This window comes from Allobosea sp. MMO-172 (assembly GCF_037147855.1).
Lineage (GTDB): Bacteria > Pseudomonadota > Alphaproteobacteria > Rhizobiales > Beijerinckiaceae > Allobosea.
Genome location: NZ_JBBCUM010000001.1, coordinates 597,463 through 621,224, shown reverse-complemented (window position 1 = coordinate 621,224; position 23,762 = coordinate 597,463). Strand labels below are relative to the sequence as shown.

The window sequence follows — 23,762 nt, the reverse complement described above, 5'->3', positions numbered from 1 at the left end:
GATCAGCGCCGCGGCGGTACGCGCCCGGAGCTGTAGGCGAAGGGGTCGTTGCGGGGATTGATCGGCAACGCCTCCTCGGAATCCTGCTGGTCCATGACGCCGGAGCCGCCGCCATCGCCGAAGGCGGCCTCTTCCTCGGAGGGCTCGACGGCGCCGGGCAGGGCCAGCGGCCCGCGCCTCTCGCTCGGCAAGGGCTGCGGCTGGTAGCGCCCTTGCGGCTGGCGCGCGTCGTATTGCTCGAGGAAGCGCTGCTGCGCATCGAGGCCCTGAGGCTGGCCGCCGCGGCCGTAGCTTGCGACCGGATAGCCGCCCTGCACGGAGCCGGGCGGACGCAGGCCCTCGCTAGGCTGCCGCATCAGCCCGCCGCCGGCGACCATGGTGCCGGCCGGCGTCACGCCGCGCGGCAGCGTCTGCGACGAGGCATAGGGCCGCGCCGGGTCCGGCGGCTGCAGGTTGTAGTTCGGCGTGTACTTGATCACCGGCTTGCAGATGTGCCGGCCCTTCGAGTGCCGAGCGAGGTCGATGTGGAAATGGTCGTAATGCATCGGGTCGGCGCCGGGGCCGAGCACCGTCGAGAAATGCTCGCAGGCGCCGACGAAGACCTCGCGCAGGAAGTTCTGCTCCTCGGGCGAACCACGCCAGCCGTCCTTCACCGTGATCACGCGGTTGTCGTTGAGCCGGAAGGAAAAGACGTCGACCGCATTGCCGAAGGCGTGCTCCGAGGTGCGGGACGTGCCCGTGCCGTTGTTCATCGCGCGGCAGGAATAGGAGCCGGCCCGCAACTCGATGACCTGGGCGCCGAGCACGTTCATCGCCGCCGGCTGCACCACCTCGGCGAGCCATTTGTCGGTGGTCGCGACGACCGGGCAGGAGAGGGTGGCCGAACTGGTCAGCCCGATGCCGCCGTTGGAGAAGGCCGAGACTTTGAGCGGCTGCTGCATGCCGCAGGTGCCGGGCCCGTCGATCGGCTTGCCGCGCAGGCTGACATAGGACGAGATCTGCACCTGGCGCGAGGCCATGCAGGCCGCTTCCGCCTGGTCGCGCCAGGCGGCGCGTTGCGGCTTCTGGAACTTGCCGCAGCCCGCAAGGCCGGCTGCGCCGACGAGGCCGAGTGCGATGAGGGCGAGATGAGCGCGTCGCATGACCATTCAAATGCGAAGCGCTTGGTGAACGGTTTCTCAACCGACTGCGCCCTGGCCGCCACAGGCGGATTAACTTTGGCGCCGTGGTGAACCGGGCCTTAATGGCGCCTTTCCGGCCTTAACCAGTGCCCGTTTCGTGTCGCGAGGCCGCCTTCTGGATGTCGGCAAGATCAGCGTGCCGGGCGCGCAGGTCGAACCATGGCGAAGCCGTGGCGACGCGCTGGAGAGTGCTCGCGGCGAAATCGCGCAGCGAGAAATATCCCCAAATCTATTCAATGATTTAACCGATGATTAAGGGTGATCTAGCCTCCGCCCGGGCCCCGCCACGATGCCGCCCCCTTGCGGCCTTCGTCAGTTCTGGTAGCCTCCACAACAGGTCAATGACACAGGAGGGTGTGATGAGTGTCACGCTACGTCTCGACCGATTGGTCATGGGTGCGGCTTTCGTTTTCATGATGGCGATCGTTCTGGGAGCGTTCTGACAACGGGTCAGTCTCGAAGTCGCTAGGACCACAAGAGCCATGAAAAACAGCGCCGCCGGGACAAATCCCGGCGGCGCTTTTATGTGGGCTGGCAGGTCGAGGGGGCCGGATCAGCTCTCGGGGCAGGCCGTTTCCGTGACGTCCCAGGACATCATGTTGACGACGCGGCCGCAGGTCGCGAGCCTGCGCCCCTGCGTGGTCCTGATGCAGGACATCGAACCCTCCGCGATCTTGCGGCCGTCGTTCCAGCAGAAGCAGAGCGGCTCCGGCGCCTGGGCCAGGCGCGGCTTGTCGAGCGCGATTGCAGCGTCTCCGGCCGCCGCGGCTTCGCTCAGCAGGAACAGGACCGCGATCGCGAGCATCCAGCTCAGCATGCGGTATCGGTGAGGCCTCGGTCCGGATTCGGTCATGGCTCTCTCCCGCGCCTCGCAGGGCGAGGCGGCTCGCCAGCTTAGCATATCGGTCCGATTGCAACGAATAATTATGTGCTGATTTGAAATAGTAAGGCTTTTCAGTCTGTTAGCCGGGAGGGGCCTTGCGCGGGGTGTCGGCTCTCTCCATATTGTCGGGCGGTGGGCCCATTGTGGGCTCCGGGAGGAACAATGTCTCTGATTTCGCTCGCCCGTCGTGGACGTGCCGTCGCCCTGGTCGCCGGGGCCCTGTTGCTCGTGCCGCTCGTTGCCGAAGCCCGTCCGGGTGGTGGCCGCAGCTCGGGCAGCCGTGGATCGTTCACCAATAGCGCGCCGCCGTCGACCAATACGACGCCGGGTGGCGCCCAGACTTTCCAGCGCTCGGCTCCGGCCTCGCCGGCTTCGCCCTCAATGGCTGGCCCCGCGGCCGCCGGTGCGGCGGCGCAGGCCGCGCGTCCGTCCTTCGCGCGCAACATGATGATGGGCATCGGCGCCGGCCTGCTCGGCGCGGGCCTGTTCGGCCTGCTCTCGGGCTCCGGCTTCTTCAGCGGGCTGGCTTCGCTCGCCGGCATGCTCGGCTTCCTGCTGCAGATCGGCCTGATCGCCGGCATCATCATGCTCGCCATCCGCTTCTTCCGCCGCCGTTCCGAGCCGCAGCTCGCCGGCGCGGGCGCGCCCTATGCCCGCCAGGGCTATGATGCGCCGCAGCCGCAGCCGGCCGCTGCCCGCATGGGCGGTTTCGGTGGCGGCGCCGCTGCTGCCGCCGTTCAGCCGCAGCCGATCGAGCTGTCGGGCGACGACTTCAACGCGTTCGAGCGCCTGCTCGGCGAGATCAACACCGCCTACTCGAACGAGGACGAGGCCGGTCTGCGCCAGCGGACGACGACCGAGATGTTCGGCTATTTCGACGAGGACCTGAGCGACAACGCCCGCCGCGGCGTCGCCGACCGCGTCTCCGACGTCAAGCTGCTGCAGGGCGACCTCTCGCAGGCTTGGAACGAGGGCAATCTCGACTACGCGACCGTCGCGATGCGCTTCAGCCTGATCAACGCGGCCTATGACCGCAAGACCGGCAAGATCGTTGACGGCAGCGCCACGCAGACCCAGGAGGTCAGCGAGTACTGGACCTTCGTGCGCGAGCGTGGCGGCGCCTGGAAGCTCTCGGGCATCCAGCAGGCGGCCTGACCGCCGACAGCGTGAGAGAATGAGAAACGGCCGGGGCAACCCGGCCGTTTTGCTATGCGCGGCTTTCGGGTGGGCGGCTGGCGGAGCGGGGCCTATTGCGCTACTGGCGAAGGCATCTGCTTTCGCCGCAGAACCAGCCCGGAGCCCGCCTTCCATGAGTGATATGCGTCTCGTCGTCGTCGGTGCCGCCGGGCGGATGGGCCGGATGCTGATCCGCGCCATCGATCAGGCTCAAGGTTGCACGCTCGTTGCCGCGATCGAGCGGCCGGGCTCCGCCGCGCTCGGCGATGACGCCGGGGTTCTCGCCGGCCTGCCGGCGTCGGGCGTCAAGGTGACGAGCGATGCCGCTGCCGCCTTCGCTGCCGCCGACGGCGTTCTCGATTTCACGGCACCGGATGCGACGGTCGCCTTCGCCAAGCTCGCCGCCGAGGCCGGCATCCTGCATGTTGTCGGCACGACCGGGCTGGAGCCCAGGCATCTGGCCGAGCTGGCCGAGGCGGCGAAGCGCACGCCAATCATCCGCTCCGGCAACATGAGCCTCGGCGTCAACCTGCTGGCGGCGCTGGTGCGCAAGGTCGCCGCGACGCTCGGTACCGACTGGGATATCGAGATCGTCGAGATGCATCACCGCATGAAGGTCGATGCGCCCTCCGGCACCGCCGTGCTGCTCGGCGAGGCGGCGGCCGAGGGCCGCGCCGTCGATCTCGCGAAGGCGCGCGTCGCCGGCCGCGACGGCATCACCGGCGCGCGCGAGCCCGGCACGATCGGCTTCGCGGCGCTGCGGGGCGGCACCGTCGTCGGCGATCACAAGGTGATCTTTGCAGGCGCCGGCGAGCGGCTCGAACTGGCCCATGTCGCCGAGGATCGCAGCCTCTTCGCGCAGGGCGCGGTCAAGGCCGCGCTCTGGGGCAGGGGGCGTGAAGCGCGCCTTTACTCGATGGCCGACGTTCTCGGCCTCGATGTGCTTTAGGGTCTGCCTTCGCTATGGACACGGTTTTGATCGGGCCAAAATACCCGAGAACAAGGAAGAGCCCGCCGCCCGATGCTCTCTGCATCGGGCAAGGGACTGACGCAGTTGTCGGGTATTTTGGCCCGACCCCTTCGGGGCGCGGGCCTTTTGATCGGCTGGTGCGTCGCGCAGCCTTGCAAACCGGACGGTTTGCTGCGGCCACGCTCCTGCCCGCCGATCAAAATGCCGGCGTCAAAACCATGTCCATAGCGAAGGCAGACCCTAGACCATGACCCGGGTTGTCGTCGCGCCGGGCGTCGTCCACTGGCCGGGCAAGCTGGCGCCGGAGGAGCAGGCCGCGCTCGTGGCGGAACTCAGGGCGGTCGCGCGCAAGGCGCCATTCTTCCAGCCGCGCATGCCGAAGAGCGGCACGCCCTTCTCGGTCCGAATGACCAATTGCGGCTCGCTCGGCTGGGTGTCCGATGTCAACGGATATCGCTACCAGCCTGAACATCCCGAGACAGGCGAGCCCTGGCCGATCATGCCGGCGCCGTTGCTCGATCTCTGGCAGGAATTGGCCGGCTATCCGCATCCGCCCGAGGCCTGCCTCGTCAATTTCTATGCCGCCGGCGCCAAGATGGGCCTGCATCAGGATCGCGACGAGCAGGATTTCGATGCGCCCGTCCTGTCGGTCTCGCTCGGCGACGCAGCGCTTTTCCGCATCGGCGGCACGACACGTGGCGGCAAGACGACCTCGCTCAAGCTGGCTTCGGGCGACGTGCTGCTCTTCGGCGGTGAGGCGCGGCTGGCCTATCACGGCATCGACCGCATCCTGACGGGTTCGTCGACGCTGCTGCCGGAAGGCGGCCGGATCAATCTGACGATGCGGCGGGTGACGAAGCCGAAGCCCTAGTCCGGCGCTTTGCCGGGCAGGTTCGGGAAGGACCAGCCGAACAGCAGCGAGCCGGCCCGCAGGCCGAAGCAGGCTAGGATGCCTCCGAGCATCACGGTTGGCCCGGAGAAGCCGAGCCCGGTGAGCAGCGCCGTCATCGCGGCGCCTGCGGTTGCGGCGGTGACGTAGAAATCGCGGCTCCAGAGCACCATCGGCCGGTCGCCGGCCAGGATGTCGCGCAGGATGCCGCCGAAGGTCGCGGTCATCGCGCCGAGCGCGACGGCCGAGAGCACGGGCGCGGCGGCGTCGAGGCCCTTGAGCGTGCCGATTACGGCGAAGAGCGAGAGGCCGGCGGCGTCGGCCCAGAGCAGCAGCTTGCGCCCGGCCCAGCCTTCGAGGACACCGGGCCTGATATAGGCCAGCCCCCAGGCGCAGAGCGCGACCGTCGTGCAGACGATGACGTCGCTGGGGTCGCGCACCCAGAAGATGCCGCGCCCAAGCAGCACGTCGCGCAAGGTGCCGCCGCCGACGCCGGTGACGGTCGCCAGCAGGATGAAGCCGAACGGGTCCATACCCTTGCGGGCGGCGACGAGGGCGCCGGTCAGCGCGAAGATGGCGACGCCGGCGGCCTCGAACACGGCGTCAGTGCTGGGTCGGTTCGCCGGCCGGCGCGTCCGGCGCCTTCGGCGCGCCTGCGGAGACGCCGACCAGGGCCGGGCGCAGCACGCGCTCGCCGATCTTGTAGCCGATCTGAACGACCTTCGAGACCAGCCCCTTGGCGATCGTGGCGTCGGGCGCCTCGAACATCGCCTGGTGCAGGTTGGGGTCGAATTTCTCGCCCTGCGGATCGATCCGGCGCACGCCGTGGCGCTCCAGCGTCTTCAGCAGTTCGCGTTCGGTCAGCTCGACGCCTTCATGCAGCGCCTTCACTGCGGCATCGGCCGCCTTCATCGCGTCGGCCGGCAGGCTTTCCAGCGCCCGGCGCAGATTGTCGGAGGAGCCGAGCATGTCGCGCGCGAAGCTGGTCACGGCATAGGCCTTGGCATCGGCGATCTCGCGCTCGGTGCGGCGGCGCAGGTTCTCCATCTCGGCGAGGGTGCGCAGCAGCTTGTCCTTGAGGTAGTCGCGTTCGGCCTGGAGCTTGGCGAACTGCGCCGCGAGGCCTGCCTCGGCGGTGGCCGCCTGCTCGGGCGCGTCCGCGCCGGCTTCGAGGTTGGGGTCTTCCGTCGCAGGATTCTGCGTCATTTTATCGTCACGTCCCTTTCTCAGCATTTTCGAGCGAAGTGGATATCGGTTCGCGTGAAGAAAATGCGGCAACTCAAGAGCTGGCTGTGCCGCCCCTTGCGGGGCCTGGGCCGATCCGATCGGGATCACAGCCGCGTTCGTGCCGGATATCGGCCTTATGGTCGTTTAAATCAAGCGCGGGCCGGCACTTTCGCCTTGGCCGCCGCCGGCTTCTCGGCCTCGAACTTGAAGACGTCGATCAGCGCCTTGCGGATCGTCAGTTGCCGGCCGGTCGTGACGATCTTCGCATGGGTCAGGTCGGTGACGTAGAACACGTCGACCGCCTTCTCGCCGAAGGTCGCGATATGGGCCGAGGCGATGTTGAGGTTGAGCTTACCGATCGCCGTGGTGAGATCGTAGAGCAGGCCCGGCCGGTCGAGGCCCGAGACCTCCAGCACCGTGTGGCGGGCCGAGAGCACGTTGTCGATCACGACCTCGGGCTCGACCTGGAAGGTCTGGCCGCGCGGCGGCGGGGCGCGGCGCTGCGCGACGAGGTCGGCGATCTTGATCTCGCCCTTCAAGGCCCGCTCGATCGCTGCCGCGATCCGCTCGGCCCGGCGCAACTCGTCGTCGTCGCGGTCGAACGCGCGCGAGACCGAGATCGTGTCGAGCACCAGCCCGTCGCTGGTCGTGAAGATCTGCGCATCGACGATGTTGCCGCCGGCGGCGGCGCAGGCGCCGGTGACGATGGCGAGCAGGCGGGGATGGTCGGGCGCGAGCACGGTGAGCTCGGTCACGCCGCGGAACTTGTCGGTCTCGACGATCGTCGCCGTGGTGCGCCCGGCCTGTTCGGCCTCGCGCAGGAAGCGCGCATGCTTCTCCTGCTGCTCCGGATCGACCTTGATCCAGTAGGCCGGGTAGTGCCGCGCGACATAGGCGTCCCGCTCCGCCTCCTCCCAGTCCGACAGGCGCCGGCGCAACTCGTCCTGCTTCATTGCCACGCGCGCCTTGCGCTCGATCGCCGAATGCCCGCCGGTGAGCACGATCTCGGTCTCGTAATAGAGCGTGCGCAGCAACTGCCCCTTCCAGCCGTTCCAGACGCCAGGGCCGACCGCCTTGATGTCGGCGACGGTGAGGACCAGCAGCAGCTTCAGCCGCTCCAGCGTCTGCACGGTGGCGGCGAAGCTCTCGATCGTCTTGGGGTCACCGAGATCGCGGCTCTGCGCCACCGTCGACATGTCCAGATGGTGCTCGACCAGCCAGGCGACGGTTTCCGTCTGCGCCGGCGTCAGACCGAAGCGCGGGCCGAGCTTGCGGGCGATCCGCGCCCCGGCGATCGAATGGTCGTCCGGGCGGCCCTTGGCGATGTCGTGCAGGAAGAGCGCGACATAGAGCGCCCGCCGGTTGGCGATGGTCGGCATGATCTCGTTGGCGAGCGGGTGCTCGGCCTCCAGCACGCCGGCATCGATCTCGGCCAGCACGCCCATCGCGCGGATCAGGTGCTCGTCCACCGTGTAGTGGTGGTACATGTTGAACTGCATCATCGCGACGACGCGGCCGAAATCCGGGACGAAGCGGCCCAGAAGGCCGGATTCGTTCATGCGCCTGAGCACCACTTCCGGCGAGCGCCGGCCGGTCAGGATCTCCAGGAAGATGCGGTTGGCTTCCGGGTCGCTGCGCAGGCCGGGCGTCACCAGCCGGAGCGACTGCGTCACCAGGCGGCTGGCATCCGGGTGGATGGCGAGGTCCTCGCGGCTGGCGATGGCGTAGAGCCGGAGCAGGTTTGCGGGATCGCGCTCGAAGGCGCTGTCGTCGACCACGTCGAGGCGCTGGCTCGTCAGCTTGAAATCGGTATGGCCGAGCGAACGCTCCCGCTTGCGCTTGGCGAGCGTGTCGAACAGCCGCGAGAGCGTCGCGCGCGGCTTCTGCTGGCGGGCCTCCAGCGCGGCGCAGACGATGGCCGTGAGGTCGCCGACATCCTTGGCGATCAGGAAATAGGCCTTCATGAAGCGCTCGACCGGCGCCTGCCCGCTGCGGCCGGCATAGCCGATCTGGGCCGCGACCTGCCTTTGCAGGTCGAAGGACAGCCGTTCCTCGGCCCGGCCGGTGATGAAATGCAACCAGCAGCGCACGCGCCAGAGGAACTCCTCCGAACGCTGGAACATCTGCAGTTCCTGCTGGTCGAACAGCCCGGCCTCGACCAGCTCGCGCACGTCATGGACGCGGTAGGAATATTTGGCGATCCAGAACAGCGTGTTGAGGTCGCGCAGGCCGCCCTTGCCGTCCTTGACGTTGGGCTCGACCAGATAGCGCGAGGCGCCGGCCCGCTGCACCCGGAGCTCGCGCTCGGCGAGCTTGGCCTCGGTGAAGACCTGGGCCGTGCCTTCGACCACCTCGGCGTCGAACCGGCTGACCATCTCGTCGAAGAGCGCGCGGTCTCCGACCAGGAAGCGCGCCTCCAGCAGGGCGGTGCGGATCGTCATGTCGGCGCGGGCCTCGCGCACGCAATCGTCGATCGAGCGCACCGAATGGCCGGTCTTCAGCTTCAGGTCCCAGAGCGGATAGAGCATGGATTCGACCACGCTCTCGCCCCAGGCCGTCTGCTTGTGCGGGAACAGGAAGAGCAGGTCGACATCCGAGCCCGGCGCCAGCGTGCCGCGCCCATAGCCGCCGACGGCGACGACCGCGATCCGCTCGGACTGCGAGGGATTGTCGGCCGGGTAGAAATAGGTGGTCGCCGCGCTGTGCAGCCCGCGCACCACGGCATCCATCACGGCCGACAGGCGATGCGCGCAGGCAAGCCCGCCGCGCGGGCCCGCCAGGATCGCCCGGGCCGAGGCATGGCCTTCGTCGAGCAATTGCCTCAAGCCCGCGATGAGCGCCTGCCGCATCTTGGCCTTGTCCCGCCGGCTGATCGTCTCGAACAGCCGCGTGATCCCGGCCTCGGGGCTGTGCAGCATCTCGGCGAGGGGCAGGGCGGGCTTGGCGGGAGGCGTGGTCACGTAGGCTCCGTTCCAGCGGGCATCCCCCTTCGTAACATGGCAGGGGAGCGCAGGGAGAGAGTAAAATTAAACATTAGATGATGTGAAATATAGATAAAGACGATGCTGACCGTGTTGTTTGACAAACAGAACGATTGGACCTAAAAGTCGGATACGCGCCGATTTGAGCCACCAGCTTGCGGGCGCGAAACAAGTGCAGCTAAAGCGTGGGGCAAAGGACGCCACCTGTCCCGATCCCTCGCATCATCGATAGAGGGACACGCCCCATGACCAGCATCACCCGCCGCCTCGCGCTCGCTTTCGTTGCCGCCGCCGGCCTCGCCGCGCCGGCCTTCGCGCAGGCGCCCAAGGAAATCCGGATCGACTACGCCACCTACAACCCCGTCAGCCTCGTGCTGAAGGAGCGCGGCATCCTCGAGAAGGCGCTCGAGGCTGATGGCATCAAGGTGCGCTGGGTCCTGTCCGCCGGGTCGAACAAGGCGCTCGAATTCCTCAATGCCGGCTCGATCGATTTCGGCTCGACCGCCGGCGCGGCCGCTCTGATCGGCAAGATCAACGGCAACCCGATCAAGTCGGTCTATGTCTATTCGCGGCCGGAATGGACGGCGCTGGTCACCGGCGCCAAGAGCGAGATCGCCAAGGTCGCCGATCTCAAGGGCAAGCGCGTCGCCGTCACCCGCGGCACCGATCCGCATATCTTCCTCGTCCGGGCGCTGGCCGATGCCAAGCTGACCGAGAAGGACGTCAAGCTCGTCCTGCTCCAGCATGCCGATGGCCGCCTCGCGCTGGAGCGCGGCGATGTCGATGCCTGGGCCGGGCTCGACCCGCTAATGGCCGCCGCCGAGGTCGAGAGCGGCGCCAAGCTGTTCTACCGCAAGGCCGAGGACAACACCTGGGGCATCCTCAATGTCCGCGAGGCCTTCGCCAACGAGAACCCGGCGCTGGTGAAGAAGGTGCTGGCCGCCTACGAGGAGGCACGCGCCTATGCGCGCGCCAACCCGGCCGAGCTCAAGAAGGTTCTGGTCGAGTACACCAAGCTCTCCGAGCCGGTGATCGAGCGCCAGCTCACCCGCACCGAATTGACCCATTCGGCGATCGGCCAGGCGCAGGTCGACACCATCACCGCCGCCGGGCTCGCGCTCAAGGAAGCGGGCGTGCTGCCGGCCGCGACCGATGTGAAGGCTGCCGTCGATAGCCTCGTCGACCGGCGCTTCGCCGCTACCAACTGACGGGCGGGCGCGCGGCGATGAGCGTCCTGGAGATCGCAGCCGCCGTGGATGAGCCGGAGCGGCGTCCCGCTGCCCCGCGCGGCTCCTATCGGCTCGCGGTCGCCGGTTTTGTCCTGCCGATCGTGCTGGCCATCCTCTGGGAAGGCCTCGTCGCAGCCGGCATCGCCAATGGCCGTCTGATGCCGCCGCCCAGCGTCGTCGGGCGCACGCTCTGGGGCCTTGCCGCCTCGGGCGAGCTTCTGACCCATGCCGGCGCGACGCTCTGGCGGGTCGCCGCCGGTTTCGGCCTCGGCGCGCTCGCCGGCACGGTGCTCGGCGCGGTCACGGGGGCTCTGCCTGTCGCCCGCAGCCTGCTCGACCCGACCCTGCAGGCGCTGCGCGCCATCCCCTCGATTGCCTGGGTGCCGCTCTTCATCCTCTGGCTCGGCATCTTCGAAGCCTCGAAAGTCGCGCTGATCGCGGTCGGCGTCTTCTTCCCGGTCTATCTCGGCGTCGCCGCCGCGATCCAGGGCATCGACCGCAAGATCGTCGAGGTCGGCCGCGTCTTCCGCCTCTCACGCCTCGCCATGGTGCGCCGCGTCCTGCTGCCGGCGATCCTGCCGGCCTGGATCACGGCTCTGCGCTCCGGGCTCGGCCTCGGCTTCATGTTCGTGGTCGCGGCCGAGATCATGGGTGCGAGCGAAGGGCTGGGCTATCTGCTCGTGGACGGCCAGCAGCTCGGCCGCCCCGACACCATCATCGCGGCCATCATCAGCTTTGCCGTGCTCGGCAAGCTGGCGGACGGCCTGCTCGTCGCCATCACGCGGCCGTTCCTCATCTGGCAGGATACGGCGCGCGACAAGCTCTGAGGGCGCGGTAACGCCATGCTGAGTTTCGACCGGCTGTCCAAGACCTATGCCGACGGCACGCGCGCGCTGTCGGCGATCACGCTCGATGTCGGGCGCGGCGAGATCGTCGCCCTGCTCGGCGGCTCCGGCTGCGGCAAGACCACCTTGCTGCGCCTCGTCGCCGGGCTCGACCGGCCGAGCGAGGGCGCGATCCGCCTCGATGGCGAGGCGATCGCCGAGCCGCGCGCCGATGTCGGCGTCATCTTCCAGGAGCCGCGGCTCTTCCCCTGGCTCAACGTCGCCGAGAATGCCGGCTTCGGGCTGTCGCATCTCTCCGCCTTCGAGCGCGACGGGTTGGTGACCAACGCGCTCGTCCGTGTTGGCCTCGCCGGCCACGAGAAGCGCTGGCCGCGCGAGCTTTCCGGCGGCCAGCAGCAGCGCGTCGCCATCGCGCGCGCCCTCGTCACCCGGCCGAAGCTCCTGCTGATGGACGAGCCCTTCTCGGCGCTCGACGCCACGACGCGGGCGAGCCTGCATGGCCATCTGCTCGCACTCTGGCAGGAGAGCCGGCCGACCGTGGTCATGGTCACACACGATGTCGAGGAAGCCGTGACGCTGGCAGACCGCATCGTCGTGATGCAGCCCAAGCCCGGCCGCATCTTCGACGAGCTCGACAATCCGCTCGCCCGCCCGCGTGACCGGCTCTCGCCGGCCTTCGAGGCGACGAAGCGCGAGGCCTTGCGCGCGCTCGACCGCTCGTTGCGCGACGAGGCCCCGCATCAGGAGAAAGCGGCCGAGACGGCCGGCATGTGGTGGTGAGTATCGTTTGACAAAACGGACGCTCAGACCTTAGAAGAGGACACGCGCCGATTTGAGCCTCAGCTTGCGGGCGCGAAACAAATGCAGCTAAAGCGCGGGACGACGGGACGGCTGATGCCGTCTGCGCTCCTTCCGCCTGTTCATGGATGGAGCCAGCGATGTCCGGCACGATTCACGATTTCTCCCGCTCTCCCGAACAGGCCCTGCCGCGCCCTCGGGCCGGCGAGATCGTTGCCCTGCTCGGTTCGCCCGAGGTGCGGAAGGCCGCGTTGCGCGCCTTCGCCGGACTGAAATCCGATGAGGGAGCGGTGCCGACGGCCGAGATCGGCCTGCTCTGTGCCCGGCCACGTTTCTTTGCCTGGCTCGATCTCACCGAGAATCTCGCTTTCGCCCTGCCGAAGGCGACGCCGTTCGAGCGCGAGGGTCTGATCGCCAATGTGCTGGTCCGTCTCGGGCTGGCCGATCAGGCAAAGCGGCGGCCGGCCGAACTCTCGCCGGAGGGGCTGTTGCGGCTCGCCATCGCCCGGCTCCTGCTGGTCAGGCCGCGCCTGCTGCTGATCGACGAACCTTTTGCCGCGCTCGATGCCGAGACGCGCGCACGGTTGAGCGCCTTCCTGCCGGAGCTCTGTACGCAGGCGCGCCCCGCCGTCGTCATCGCCACCGGTTCCGTCGAGGAGGCCTTGCGCCTGGCTGATCGCATCCATGTCCTGCCGCAGGCGGGACCGGTCGCTTTCAGCCTCGACAACCTGCTGGCGCGCCCGCGCGATGAGCGCTCGGTCGGCTTCGTTACCCTGCGACGCGAATTGCGCCGGGCGCTCGAAAAGGAAACCCGGCCGGCCGCGCCGGAGGTGGAGGCGGCGGCCTGAACCGGCTACAAGCCGCCGGGCCGCCCTAGGAGAAATACGATCATGGACGTCACCGCGCTGCGCGCCTTGCAGGCTCCGCTCAAGGACGAATACCGCACCAATCCCGAAGCGGCGGTCATCACGCTGAAGGCCCATGGCGAGCTCGACGACCAGCACATTGCCTGCAAGGTCGAGACCGGCCGTGCCATCGCGCTGGCCGGCCTGCATCCCGCCACCGGCGGTTCGGGCGCCGAACTCTGCTCCGGCGACATGCTGCTGGAGGCGCTGGTCGCCTGCGCCGGCGTGACGCTGAAGGCGGTCGCGACAGCGCTGGAGATCGACCTGAAGAAGGGCGTGGTCCGGGCCGAGGGCGATCTCGATTTCCGCGGCACGCTCGGCGTCGCCAAGGATGCCGCCGTTGGCTTCAAGGCGATCCGCCTGTCCTTCGATGTCGAGACCGATGCGCCGCAGGAGAAGCTCGACACGCTGCTCAAGCTGACCGAACGCTATTGCGTGGTCTTCCAGACGCTGAACGTGAAGCCGGAACTCTCGGCGACCCTGCAAAACAACGCCTCCTGACACGGGTCAGGAGGCGCCTTGAAACGGGTTGGATGGGGAGAGGGGCTAGAACTCTTCCCAGCCGGTGCTGCCGTTGCGGGCATTGACCGTGCGCTTCGCGGGGAGGGGCTTCGCTTCCGCCGTCGCAGGGCGCCGTGACTGCTGGAAGGCCGCTTCGGCGAGCTGACGCAAACGATCCGGTTCGGATGCAGCCGAGCTGATCGAGGCGGGTGCGCGCGACACGGCAGAACCGCCCTGATTGGTCCTGAAGGTCGCGACCAGCGCGTTGAGCTGCTCGATCCGGCCGGAGAGCGAATTGGCCGAGGCCGCGCTCTGCTCGGACAGGGCCGCGTTCTGCTGGGTCATCTCGTCGAGATGCGCGACCGCCTGGCTCATCTCGTCGATGCCGTTGGCCTGTTCGCCGGACGCCGCCGAGATGTCGGCGATCGTGGCCGCGACCTTCTGCGAGGCCGCGAGAATCTGCGTCAGGGCTTCGCCGGCCTTGCGCACCAGCTTCACGCCTTCGCCGACCTCGGCATTGGACGAGGAGATCAGCTCGGAAATGTCCTTGGCCGCTTCGCTGGAACGCTGCGCCAGCGTACGAACCTCGGAAGCCACCACCGCGAAGCCCTTGCCGGCGTCACCGGCGCGGGCCGCCTCGACCGCGGCGTTGAGCGCGAGCAGATTGGTCTGGAAGGCGATGTCGTCGATCACCCGGATGATATCGGATATCTTCTGCGAAGCGGTCTCGATCCGGGCCATGGCGTCGACCGCCTGGCCGGCGATGGTGCCACCCGAACGCGCGGCGTTCGCTGCCTCGTCGGCCGCGGTCGCCGCGGAGCGGGAGGCCTGAGCCGAAGCCTTGACGGAAGCCGCAAGCTCCTCGGTCGTCGCGGCCGTCTGCTCCAGCGAAGAGGCCTGTTCTTCGGTACGCTTCGACAGATCGTCGGCACCCATGCTGATCTCGCGTGCGGCGAGCCCGACATCGGCCGAGGTTGTCTGGATCGTCGCGACCGTCGCCGAGAGGCGGTCCACCGTCTCGTTGATCGCGCCCTTCAGATCGGCGAAGCGGCCGCGATAGCCGGTGCCGATCTGGCGGGTCAGGTCGCCGCCCGCGATCGACTGGAGAATGTCGGCGAATTCGGTCGTGGCGCTGTCGACGACGCGGTTGATCTCGTTGATGCCGGAGACCAGCCGCTGCATCTGCTCGTCGCCATCGTCGATCTGGAGGCGGGCCGAGAAATCGCCGGCCGCAGCCGCAGCCACGACTTCGGAGACATCGGAGACGACCGCTTCCATCGACTGGGCACGGGCGAGGCGCGCGGCGGCAGCGGCGCGCTCCTGTTCTTCCAGCGCCCGGACGCGGGCGGCATTCTCCTGGAAGATTTGCAAAGCCCCGGCCATGTCGCCGATCTCGTCGCGCCGCCCGATGCTGGGCACGGTGACGTCCTGTTCGCCGCCGGCGAGACGCTTCATCGCGTCGGTCATGCCGGCGAGGGGACGCACGATGCCGGCGATGACGAAGGCCAGCGCCAGGGCCGCGACCAGCAGGGCGCCGCCGGCCGCGATCAGCAGCAGGATGCTGGCGGAACCGGCGGTGGACTGGGCTTCCTGGCCCTGGTTGCGGGCCTGGGAGAGCTGCAGCGCGGTCAGCTCTCCGATCTTGGCCGTGATCGGGTCCATCGCCTTATAAAGCTCGTCGGTGGCGAACATGCGCAGCGCGCTCTCGTCACGCTCCTTCAGGATGCCGATCAGCTTTGCGACGGCAGCATCACCGGTCTTCATCAGCAGCGTCGCCTGATCGGCCAGCTGCTTCTCGTCCGTGGCGGCGATGCTGGGCAGATAGGCCTTCCAGCCCTTGTCGATATTCTCCACCGCGTCCTGAACGCTCTTCAGCGCGTTCGTCCAGGTGATCTGGTTGCTCTGCGCCTTCCAGATCGTATCGACGATGTTGACCGCATACATGTCGCTGACGGTCCGCAACTGCTCCATCGGGATGACGTTGTTCTGGACCACTTCGTCGATGCGCTGCGTCACGGATCGAAGGGCGAGGAAACCGCAGGCGCCGACGATGAGGACGCAAAGCGTCAGCGCGACGAGCGCGCCCGCCAGCTTGGTCTTGATGCTCAGGGCCATGATGAACTTTCCGGGGAGAGGCCGCGATCGCGATGATGAGGAGAGGCGGTGATGGTCTATGTGGATATGCCTATTTTCTAGGCAATCGTCAGGCTCGTCCGGTTCGAATCATGACAGGCGACTGTATTCGGGTTGCGATTTCTCCTGAAATTTTCAGAGAATGCTTAAGGTTGCTCTAACGGAAAGCGCAGGCGACGGCGCGCATGAGTTGCGCTGCCCTGCTGCGTGACAGGGGGCTGGTCGAGGGCTCAAGCGCTGGCGCGGCAGCGCTGTCCGACGATCGCTTCTGGCCGTGGACTCCGGGGCGCTATTCGGCCGCGCGCTTCAGCTCCAGCCCCTTGGCGAAGGGCAGCTTCGGCTCGCTCTTCTCGTCGTCGAAATCGAGCGCGCCGATCTTCTCGGCGCGGCTGGTGACCTTGCCGGCCGAGGTCTTGATCTGGCCGACATCGTCCTGCGCCTGCCGGAAATGTGTGTCGAGCTTGTCGACGCGCTCGCCGAGACGGCGCACGTCGTCGAGCAGCTTGCCAACCTCGGTCTGGATCACCTGCGCCTCTTCGCGCATCCGGGCATCGCGCACCAGCGATTGCATCAACTGGATCGCCAGCGCCAGCAGCGAGGGCGAGACGATCATGATGCGGGCCCGGTGCGCCCGCTGGACGACATCGTCGAAATGCTCGTGTAGATCGGCGTAGATCGATTCCGAGGGCACGAAGAGCAGCGCCACGTCCTGCGTCTCGCCGGGCAGGAAATAGCGCTCGGCGATATCCTTCACATGCACGCCGACATCGCTGCGCACGCGCTGGCCGGCGGCCTTCTTCGCCTCCTCGCCGCGCGCCTCGCGCAGCAGCGTGAAGCTCTCCAGCGGGAACTTGGCGTCGATGACGAGGCCGCGCCCGTCGCCCGGCAGCGTGACGAGGCAGTCCGGCCGCTTGCCGTTCGAGAGTTGGGGCTGGAAGGCGAAGAAGGCGGCGGGCAGGCCGTCGCGGATGATCGCCTCCATTCGGCCCTGGCCATAGGCGCCGCGTGCCTGCTTGTTGGCGAGCACGTCCCGGAGCGTCACGACCTCGGAGGTGAGGTCGGTCAGGTTCTTCTGGGCGTGGTCGATTACCGCCAGCCGCTCCTGCAGCTTGCCGAGGCTTTCGGTGGTCTGCTGGACATTGCGTTCGAGCCCGGCACCGACCTGCTGGCGCAAGCCGTCCATCCGCTCGGCGACGAGCCTTGCAAGATCGCCCTGCCGGGTCGAGAGAATCTCGGCCATGGACTGCATCCGGCCGGCAAGCTCGGCCTGCTGGCGGTTCATCTCCGCGACCTTGTCGTCCATCTCGCGGGCGCGCTCGGCCGCCATCGCGGCCTCGATCGCGCGGCTCTGGCCGCCACGCCAGCCGGCGATCACCGCCAGCAGCAACAGGACGAGGCTCGAGACCCCGAAGCCGATGATAGCCTCGGCCCAGGTCACCGGGCGTTCCAGCAAGGTGAAGGCGATCTCGTTCATCGCAGAAGCCTAGCCGATTCGGCGGGGAATGGCGAACGAAAGCGGAACAGTTTGACCGCTCCTCCACAAATGCTTATGTCCCGGGCTCAACAGCTCTTTTCCCTTGGAATCCCATGGCCATTCGCCCGCTCGTCATCCTGCCCGACGCCCAGCTTCGCCTCGTCTCGAAGCCGGTCGAGGCGGTCACGCCCGAGATCAAGACCCTGGTCGCGGACATGTTCGAGACGATGTACGACGCGCCGGGCATCGGGCTGGCAGCGATCCAGATCGGCGTGCCGCTGCGCGTGGTGACGATCGACCTGTCGAAGCCCGAGGCGAAGGAAGGCGAGGAGCCCGAGCCGCGGAAGCCGCAGGTCTTCATCAACCCGGAGATCACCTGGTCCTCTGACGAGTTCAGCGTCTACGAGGAAGGCTGCCTCTCGATCCCCGAATATTACGAGGAGGTCGAGCGTCCTGCCGAGGTGAAGGTCCGCTTCATGGATCTCGACGGCAAGACGCAGGAGATCGCGGCGGATGGTCTGCTCGCCACCTGCCTGCAGCACGAGATCGACCATCTCAACGGCGTGCTCTTCATCGACCATCTCTCGCGTTTGAAGCGCGAGCGCGTCACCAAGAAATTCGCCAAGTCGGCCAAGCGCTCGGCGGCCTGAGGTTTCCAATCCGCGCCCGTCATCCCGGACGGAGCAAAGCGCAGAGCCGGGATCCATGCCGGAGCGCCGGTGGGAAAGGTTCCGAAATGGATCCCGGGTCTCCCTGCGGTCGCCCGGGATGACATTCGTTTTTTAGGTAAGGTCGAGCGTATGAGTTTGCGCGTCATCTTCATGGGCACGCCGGATTTCGCCGTGCCGGTGCTGACCGAGATCGTCGGCCAGGGCCACGAGGTCGTTTCCTGCTATACCCGCGCTCCGGCGCAGGCTGGCCGTGGCCTCGAACTGAAGCCCTCGCCGGTGCATCGCGCCGCCGAGCGCTTCGGCATCCCGGTCTTCACCCCCGCCACGCTGAAGACGCCGGAGCAGGCCGAGATCATCGCCTCGCATCAGGCCGATGTCGCCGTGGTCGTCGCCTATGGCATGATCCTGCCCCAGGCGATCCTCGATCTGCCCGAGCTCGGCTGCCTCAATCTCCATGCCTCGCTGCTGCCGCGCTGGCGCGGCGCGGCGCCGATCCAGCGCGCGATCATGGCGGGTGATGCCGAAAGCGGCGTCTGCGTCATGAAGATGGAGGCCGGCCTCGATACCGGCCCCGTCGCCATGGTCGAGAACCTGACGATCGGCCCGGACATGACGGCCGGTGAATTGCACGACCAGCTCAGCATTCTCGGCGCCGACCTGATGGTGCGCGCGCTCGCGGCGCTCGGCCGCGGTGGGCTGCAGTTCACGCCGCAGCCGGAAGAGGGCGTGACCTATGCCAGCAAGATCACCAATGCCGAGGCGAAGCTGAGCTGGGCCCTGCCGGCGCAGCAGGTCCATGACCTCGTGCGTGGCCTCTCGCCCTTCCCGGGCGCCTTCGCCGAGATCGATCTCGGCAAGGGGCCGGAGCGGTTGAAGATTCTCCGCACCGCCCGTGCCGGCGGCGCGGCCGAGCCCGGTACGCTGCTCGACGACGAGAGCACGGTCGCCTGCGCCGTCGGCGCGGTGAAGCTGCTGCAGGTCCAGCGCGCCGGCAAGGCGCCGATGAGCGGGGCCGAGTTCCTGCGCGGCGCCCGGCTCGGAGCCGGCAGCAAGCTCTGATGCCGCGCTACAAGCTCGTCATCGAATATGACGGCACGCCGTTCTCGGGCTGGCAGCGCCAGCTCAACGGCCCGTCCGTGCAGCAGAGCGTCGAGGAGGCGGTCGAGGCCTTCTGCGGCCATCCCGTCCGGCTGCATTGCGCTGGCCGGACCGATGCCGGCGTTCACGCCACCCATCAGGTCGCCCATGTCGATATCGACAAGGAGTGGCGCACCGATGTCGTGCGCGACGCCACCAATGCCCGGCTGAAACGGATTCCGGTCGCGGTGCTCAGCGCCGAATTGGTGCCCGACGATTTCGACGCCCGCATCTCGGCGCGGCGCCGCTACTACGTCTATCGCATCCTCGATCGCCGGGCCCAGCCGGCGCTCGACCGGGACCGGGTCTGGCATGTGCCGGTCAAGCTCGATCACGAGGCGATGGACCGCGCCGCCAAGGCCCTGCTCGGTCAGCACGACTTCACCACCTTCCGCGCCGCCGAATGCCAGGCCAACAGCCCGATCCGCACGCTCGACCGCTGCGATGTCCGCCGCGAGGGCTCCGAGATCGTGGTCTATGTCCACGCCCGCTCCTTCCTGCATCATCAGGTCCGCTCGATCGTCGGCTGCCTGAAGATGGTCGGGATGGGGCGCTGGCCTGAGAACAAGGTCGGCAAGGTGCTGGCCGCGCGCGATCGCTCGCAATGCGCCGCACTGGCGCCTTCCTGCGGGCTGTATCTCGCCGGCGTCGATTATGTCGAGCCGTCAGGCTGAGGCTTGGAGCCTTCAGAACAGCCCGAACAGACGCGTGACGCCGTAATCGAGCATCACGCTGGCAACGACCAGCATCATGGCGATGCCCCGGCTCTCCGGTCCGAACACGGCGCGCGCCACGCAATAGCGCAGCCGCAGCACGATCATGGCGAAGAACAGCGACTGCACGGTGGCCAGCGCCGGCGGCGCCCAGCCGATCGCGTAGATCGCGGCCGGAACCGCCATCAGGCTGGCCGAGACGATGCCGGCCCAGTTCCAGGCGATGACGAAGCTGGTGAAGCGCGGCGTCTGCGCAAGTTCCGGGCGCAGCGCGATCAGCAGCGCCGGCACCGCCAGGATGGTCAGGGCGAGCGCGGCGATCACGGACAGAACCAGCGCCGGTGCGGTGAAGAGCCCGGCGCTGTTCGGCAGCCCCGCGGTCAGCCGCACCGCTGCGAGGATGGCGATCGTCGCCGGCAGCATCAGCGCGAAGGCGAGGAAGGAGCGCCAGAACCCGTCCCGCGTCAGGTCGAGTTCGGGCAGGGCCTCGGCCCCGCGGGTCATCAGGTGCCAGGAGCCGCGCAGCGAACGCGCGACGTCATCGGCTGCCAGCCTCATCACGGTCTCCATCATCTGCGGTGTTAGACTTTCGTCTAACGGGGATAATGGACCGTGGTTCCGGCGCGTCAAGCCCGGTGTTGCGCTGCAAAATAGCTGGCGAGTAAACGATGCGTGATCCGCTGGAGCGACATGAGGTCGGCGACGGCGACGCTTTCGTCGATCTGGTGCATCGTCTTGCCGACGACGCCGTATTCGACGACGGGGCAGTAATTCTTGATGAAGCGCGCGTCCGAGGTGCCGCCCGTGGTCGAGAGAGCCGGGCGCTTGCCGGTCTCGGCCTCGACGGCCTCGGCGACGAGCGCGACGAAGGGACCGGGCTCGGTCAGGAAAGCGACGGCATTGGTCGGCTGGACCTCGAGCGTGTAGCGCACCTTGTTCCCGGCCGCCTCGCGCAGGCGCCGTTCCAGTTCGGCCGTGAGCGTCTCGGGCGTCCAGGTATCGTTGAAGCGGATATTGAAGACCGCCTTCGCCTGCGCCGGGATGACGTTGCTCGCGGGGTTGCCGACATCGAGCGTGGTCACTTCGAGATTGCTCGGGTCGAAATGCTGGGTCCCGCCGTCGAGCGGCGCCGCGTCGAGGGCGGCAAGCAGGCGCACCATCCCGCGGATCGGATTGTCGGCGAGGTGGGGATAGCCGACATGGCCCTGCGTGCCCTGCACGATGAGCTTGCCGGTCAGCGAGCCCCGTCGGCCGATCTTGATCATGTCGCTCATCGCGGCGGGATTGGTCGGCTCGCCGAGGATGCAATGGTCGAAACGCTCGCCACGCTCATGGGCCCAGGCTAGCAGCTTGACCGTGCCGTTGACCGAGGGACCTTCCTCGTCGCCGGTGACCAGGAAGGCGATCGAGCCTGGCGCATCGGGATTGTCGCGCCGGTAGCGGATCGCAGCCGAGACCATGGCGGCGAGCCCGCCTTTCATGTCGCAGGCGCCGCGGCCGTAAAGCGTGCCGTTCTCGATCGTTCCGCCAAAGGGCTCGCGCGTCCAGGCGGCGGCATCGCCGACGGGCACGACATCGGTATGGCCGGCGATCACGAAGACGGGAGCTGTGCTGCCGATCCGGGCATAGAGGTTCTCGACATCCGGCGTGCCCGGTTCGCTGAAGACGGGGCGGTGCACGTCATAGCCTTCGGCCGACAGCACGGCATCGAGCAGGACCAGTGCTCCGCCTTCCTCGGGCGTCACCGAGGGGCAGCGGACCAGAGCCTGCGTCAGGGCGACCGGATCTGTCGGATCGAAGGAGAGGGCGGGGGCGGAGGAGGAGGTCGGTGCGGCGCTCATTCCGCCGCTTTAGCACCCACCGGCTGCGCCGCAACCCCATCCTGCTCGGCCGCGGCCGGCAGCAGTCCGAGATCGATGATGGCGACGATCCAGGCCATGGTCGAGATCGCCTCCAGCGACGGGCGCCAGCCGATCGACAGGAAAGGCCGGAGCTGCTCCGGCAGCACGATGGCGCAGATCAGCAGAATGCCGAAAAGCGGCGTGCTGCCGCGGTCGTTTGCGCGCTTGGCGGCCAGCGCCGCCCAGGGAAACAGAGCGAAGGCATTGGCGAAGGCGATGATCACGAGAGCGTTCTGGCGCTCGGCCAGCAGCGGCGCGACGCGCTGGATCGCGAGCACGGTCAGCGCGAGGGCGATGCTGCCGAGCCAGAACGTCCGCAGCCCGATGCGGCCGTCGAAATCGCTGAAAAGGCGGATCAGGGACATCAGGAACTCCGATGCCCCGTTGTCGCACGGACCGTCCCCCAGGAGAACCGTATGGTCAATAAAAGGTTAACGGGGCGCATAAGAGTTTACTGCGGCCCAGAAAGGGCTTGAATGGGGCGGGGCTGGCCGTTAGCTGCGGGAAGCGCGCCGTTCCTGGGCGCGCGGCCTGTCTTTCCCCTCTCGTGAAGTGCAGTTGAAGGGCGCGTTCGCGCGGCCCCAGTGAGGTTTCGAGCATGACCATCCGCTTCCATCGCGGCGACCTGCCGGACGGCTACGACGCCGGATCGAGCGTCGCGATCGACACCGAGACGCTCGGCCTCAATCCGCATCGCGACCGTCTCTGCGTCGTCCAGCTGTCGCGCGGCGACGGCACCGCCGATGTCGTGCAGATCCCGAAGGGCGGCGAGCGGCCGAAGAACCTGATCCGCCTGCTCGAGGACCCGGCGGTGCTGAAGCTCTTCCACTTCGCCCGTTTCGACGTCGCCGTGCTCAAGCATGCCTTCGGCGTGGTCACCGCGCCGGTCTACTGCACCAAGATCGCCTCGAAGCTCACCCGCACCTATACCGACCGGCACGGGCTCAAGGATCTCGTGCGCGAATTGCTCGGCGTCGAGCTCTCGAAGCAGCAGCAATCCTCCGACTGGGGCGCGGACACGCTGAGCGAGGCCCAGCTCGCCTATGCCGCCTCCGACGTGCTGCATCTGCATGCACTGCACGAGAAGCTGGAGACGATGCTCGCGCGCGAAGGCCGCCGGCATCTCGCCCAGGCTTGTTTCCAGTTCCTGCCCTATCGCGCGGAGCTCGATCTCGCTGGCTGGGACGAGACCGATATCTTCGCCCACACTTGACAATTTCTAAGGCTTCTTGCGTCAGTCTGCCCGCGGGTGGAGCGCGCGGCGATGCGCTCGACCCCGCATGGGCGGGCTGCGCGGGGGCGCGATGTGGTTTGCCCTGTGACACGAAAATGCCGTGAGCGGCTGCCATTGCGCGGGGCATGACTTTGGCAATGACCTTCAACGACCCGGCGGCGGGGCTGTCCGCGCAGGCGCTGCGCCGACGCGCGGCGTTTGCTGCTGCGCGACGCCATACGCGGGTGGTCCATCTGCTGCGCCGCACGATTCCCGTCGCCGCCGTGGTGCTGGTCCTGGCGCTGGTCGTGGTGCCGTTCCTCTCGCCGCTCGGCGGCAAGCTGGCCAATGTCTCGGTCAGCTCCGTCGGCATCACCGGCGGCAAGGTCAAGATGGAGACGCCGAAGCTCTCCGGCTATCGCAAGGACAATCGCCCGTATCAGGTCACGGCCGAGAACGCCTTCCAGGAAATCAGGAACCCGACTCAGGTCGAGCTGCAGGCCCTGACGGCGCGCATCCAGATGGAGCGCGAGGGCTGGGTGACGGTGAACGCGAAGACGGGCCTGTTCGACACGCAGAAGGAAAAGCTGCGCCTCGTCGACAACGTCAAGATCCGCACCGAAAGCGGCCACGACATGCAGATGAAGACCGCCGATGTCGACTTCAAATCCGGCACCGTGGTCTCGAAGGACCCGGTCAAGGTCAGCCTCGGCGAGACCACCGTCGATGCCGACACACTTGACGTGAAGAACAATGGCGAGTTGATCGCTTTCGAGGGGCGGGTGCGGGTCTTCATCCGGAACGCGCCAGCAGGTACGCTCGCCGGCCCCGAACGCGAGGGCAGCACGCCGATGCCGGAACTGCTGAACGCGAATCGGGTTCCCCCCGCAGATGGGGTGCCGGCAGGCGACGCCGGGAATGGGAAGAGACAGTGA

23 protein-coding genes are annotated in these 23,762 nt (G+C 67.7%); 13 read left to right on the top strand and 10 right to left on the bottom strand.

Annotated features, from left to right (window positions below; all coding sequences use genetic code 11):
- Positions 1–2 precede the first annotated feature (2 nt).
- The gene (locus WFK61_RS02925; protein WP_336810023.1) at positions 3–1,142 is read right to left on the bottom strand and encodes an extensin-like domain-containing protein; all 1,140 of its coding nucleotides are present in this window, start codon (positions 1,140–1,142) and stop codon (positions 3–5) included.
- A 592-nt stretch (positions 1,143–1,734) separates the two neighbouring features.
- Positions 1,735–2,034, bottom strand: a complete 300-nt coding sequence (locus tag WFK61_RS02920) for a hypothetical protein (protein WP_336810022.1) — start codon at positions 2,032–2,034, stop codon at positions 1,735–1,737.
- A gap of 192 nt (positions 2,035–2,226) precedes the next feature.
- Between WFK61_RS02920 and WFK61_RS02915 the strand changes: the two genes are divergently transcribed.
- The 3 genes from WFK61_RS02915 (at position 2,227) to WFK61_RS02905 (ending at position 5,081) form a co-directional block, all read left to right on the top strand.
- Positions 2,227–3,219 (top strand): Tim44 domain-containing protein, encoded by a 993-nt coding sequence (locus WFK61_RS02915; protein WP_336810021.1) that lies wholly within the window; start codon positions 2,227–2,229, stop codon positions 3,217–3,219.
- A gap of 163 nt (positions 3,220–3,382) precedes the next feature.
- Entirely contained in the window at positions 3,383–4,189 is an 807-nt protein-coding gene (gene dapB, locus WFK61_RS02910; RefSeq protein WP_336810103.1) for a 4-hydroxy-tetrahydrodipicolinate reductase, read from the top strand.
- A gap of 268 nt (positions 4,190–4,457) precedes the next feature.
- Entirely contained in the window at positions 4,458–5,081 is a 624-nt protein-coding gene (locus WFK61_RS02905) for an alpha-ketoglutarate-dependent dioxygenase AlkB (RefSeq protein WP_336810020.1), read from the top strand.
- Here WFK61_RS02905 and WFK61_RS02900 read toward each other — a convergent pair.
- The 3 genes from WFK61_RS02900 to WFK61_RS02890 form a co-directional block, all read right to left on the bottom strand.
- Positions 5,078–5,698: a trimeric intracellular cation channel family protein gene (locus WFK61_RS02900; protein WP_336810019.1), complete on the bottom strand. Its 621-nt coding sequence runs from the start codon at positions 5,696–5,698 to the stop codon at positions 5,078–5,080. The two genes, WFK61_RS02905 and WFK61_RS02900, sit on opposite strands and share 4 nt — an antisense overlap.
- 4 nt (positions 5,699–5,702) lie before the next feature.
- Positions 5,703–6,305: a nucleotide exchange factor GrpE gene (grpE, locus tag WFK61_RS02895; RefSeq protein ID WP_336810018.1), complete on the bottom strand. Its 603-nt coding sequence runs from the start codon at positions 6,303–6,305 to the stop codon at positions 5,703–5,705.
- A gap of 170 nt (positions 6,306–6,475) precedes the next feature.
- Positions 6,476–9,244 carry a [protein-PII] uridylyltransferase gene (locus tag WFK61_RS02890; RefSeq protein WP_336810102.1) on the bottom strand — a complete coding sequence of 923 codons (2,769 nt, stop codon included), beginning with the start codon at positions 9,242–9,244 and terminating at the stop codon, positions 6,476–6,478.
- A gap of 308 nt (positions 9,245–9,552) precedes the next feature.
- On the opposite strand from WFK61_RS02890, the gene WFK61_RS02885 reads away from it, so the two are divergent.
- From WFK61_RS02885 to WFK61_RS02865, 5 genes are all read left to right on the top strand, one after another.
- A complete protein-coding gene (locus WFK61_RS02885; protein ID WP_336810017.1) occupies positions 9,553–10,515 on the top strand; it encodes an aliphatic sulfonate ABC transporter substrate-binding protein in 963 nt (320 codons plus the stop codon).
- A gap of 17 nt (positions 10,516–10,532) precedes the next feature.
- Positions 10,533–11,363 carry an ABC transporter permease gene (locus WFK61_RS02880; RefSeq protein WP_336810016.1) on the top strand — a complete coding sequence of 277 codons (831 nt, stop codon included), beginning with the start codon at positions 10,533–10,535 and terminating at the stop codon, positions 11,361–11,363.
- A gap of 15 nt (positions 11,364–11,378) precedes the next feature.
- Entirely contained in the window at positions 11,379–12,161 is a 783-nt protein-coding gene (locus WFK61_RS02875; protein WP_336810015.1) for an ABC transporter ATP-binding protein, read from the top strand.
- A 158-nt stretch (positions 12,162–12,319) separates the two neighbouring features.
- On the top strand, positions 12,320–13,027 hold the full coding sequence (locus WFK61_RS02870; RefSeq protein ID WP_336810014.1) for an ATP-binding cassette domain-containing protein: 708 nt from the start codon (positions 12,320–12,322) through the stop codon (positions 13,025–13,027).
- A gap of 42 nt (positions 13,028–13,069) precedes the next feature.
- Positions 13,070–13,585, top strand: coding sequence for an OsmC family protein (locus tag WFK61_RS02865; protein WP_336810013.1), 516 nt, complete (start codon positions 13,070–13,072; stop codon positions 13,583–13,585).
- A 45-nt stretch (positions 13,586–13,630) separates the two neighbouring features.
- On the opposite strand, the gene WFK61_RS02860 is transcribed toward WFK61_RS02865, so the two are convergent.
- Together WFK61_RS02860 and WFK61_RS02855 are read right to left on the bottom strand one after the other, a co-directional pair.
- A complete protein-coding gene (locus tag WFK61_RS02860) occupies positions 13,631–15,700 on the bottom strand; it encodes a HAMP domain-containing methyl-accepting chemotaxis protein (RefSeq protein WP_336810012.1) in 2,070 nt (689 codons plus the stop codon).
- A 307-nt stretch (positions 15,701–16,007) separates the two neighbouring features.
- Positions 16,008–17,192, bottom strand: a complete 1,185-nt coding sequence (locus WFK61_RS02855; protein ID WP_336810011.1) for a DNA recombination protein RmuC — start codon at positions 17,190–17,192, stop codon at positions 16,008–16,010.
- A gap of 113 nt (positions 17,193–17,305) precedes the next feature.
- On the opposite strand from WFK61_RS02855, the gene def reads away from it, so the two are divergent.
- The 3 genes from def to truA all read left to right on the top strand — a co-directional run bounded on the left by def (position 17,306) and on the right by truA (position 19,674).
- Positions 17,306–17,842: a peptide deformylase gene (gene def / locus WFK61_RS02850; protein ID WP_336810010.1), complete on the top strand. Its 537-nt coding sequence runs from the start codon at positions 17,306–17,308 to the stop codon at positions 17,840–17,842.
- A gap of 150 nt (positions 17,843–17,992) precedes the next feature.
- A complete protein-coding gene (gene fmt / locus WFK61_RS02845; protein WP_336810009.1) occupies positions 17,993–18,922 on the top strand; it encodes a methionyl-tRNA formyltransferase in 930 nt (309 codons plus the stop codon).
- The gene (gene truA / locus WFK61_RS02840) at positions 18,922–19,674 is read left to right on the top strand and encodes a tRNA pseudouridine(38-40) synthase TruA (RefSeq protein WP_336810008.1); all 753 of its coding nucleotides are present in this window, start codon (positions 18,922–18,924) and stop codon (positions 19,672–19,674) included. The genes fmt and truA overlap by 1 nt, the downstream gene beginning before the upstream one ends.
- 12 nt (positions 19,675–19,686) lie before the next feature.
- Here truA and WFK61_RS02835 read toward each other — a convergent pair whose 3' ends face one another.
- The 3 genes from WFK61_RS02835 to WFK61_RS02825 all read right to left on the bottom strand — a co-directional run bounded on the left by WFK61_RS02835 (position 19,687) and on the right by WFK61_RS02825 (position 21,979).
- A complete protein-coding gene (locus WFK61_RS02835; protein WP_336810007.1) occupies positions 19,687–20,271 on the bottom strand; it encodes a hypothetical protein in 585 nt (194 codons plus the stop codon).
- Between the two features lie 68 nt (positions 20,272–20,339).
- Positions 20,340–21,554: a succinyl-diaminopimelate desuccinylase gene (gene dapE, locus WFK61_RS02830; RefSeq protein WP_336810006.1), complete on the bottom strand. Its 1,215-nt coding sequence runs from the start codon at positions 21,552–21,554 to the stop codon at positions 20,340–20,342.
- On the bottom strand, positions 21,551–21,979 hold the full coding sequence (locus WFK61_RS02825) for a DUF805 domain-containing protein (protein WP_336810005.1): 429 nt from the start codon (positions 21,977–21,979) through the stop codon (positions 21,551–21,553). The genes dapE and WFK61_RS02825 overlap by 4 nt, the downstream gene beginning before the upstream one ends.
- 233 nt (positions 21,980–22,212) lie before the next feature.
- On the opposite strand from WFK61_RS02825, the gene WFK61_RS02820 reads away from it, so the two are divergent.
- Both WFK61_RS02820 and lptC read left to right on the top strand, forming a co-directional pair.
- Positions 22,213–22,827 carry a ribonuclease D gene (locus WFK61_RS02820; RefSeq protein ID WP_336810004.1) on the top strand — a complete coding sequence of 205 codons (615 nt, stop codon included), beginning with the start codon at positions 22,213–22,215 and terminating at the stop codon, positions 22,825–22,827.
- 158 nt (positions 22,828–22,985) lie between these two features.
- A complete protein-coding gene (gene lptC / locus WFK61_RS02815) occupies positions 22,986–23,762 on the top strand; it encodes an LPS export ABC transporter periplasmic protein LptC (RefSeq protein ID WP_336810003.1) in 777 nt (258 codons plus the stop codon).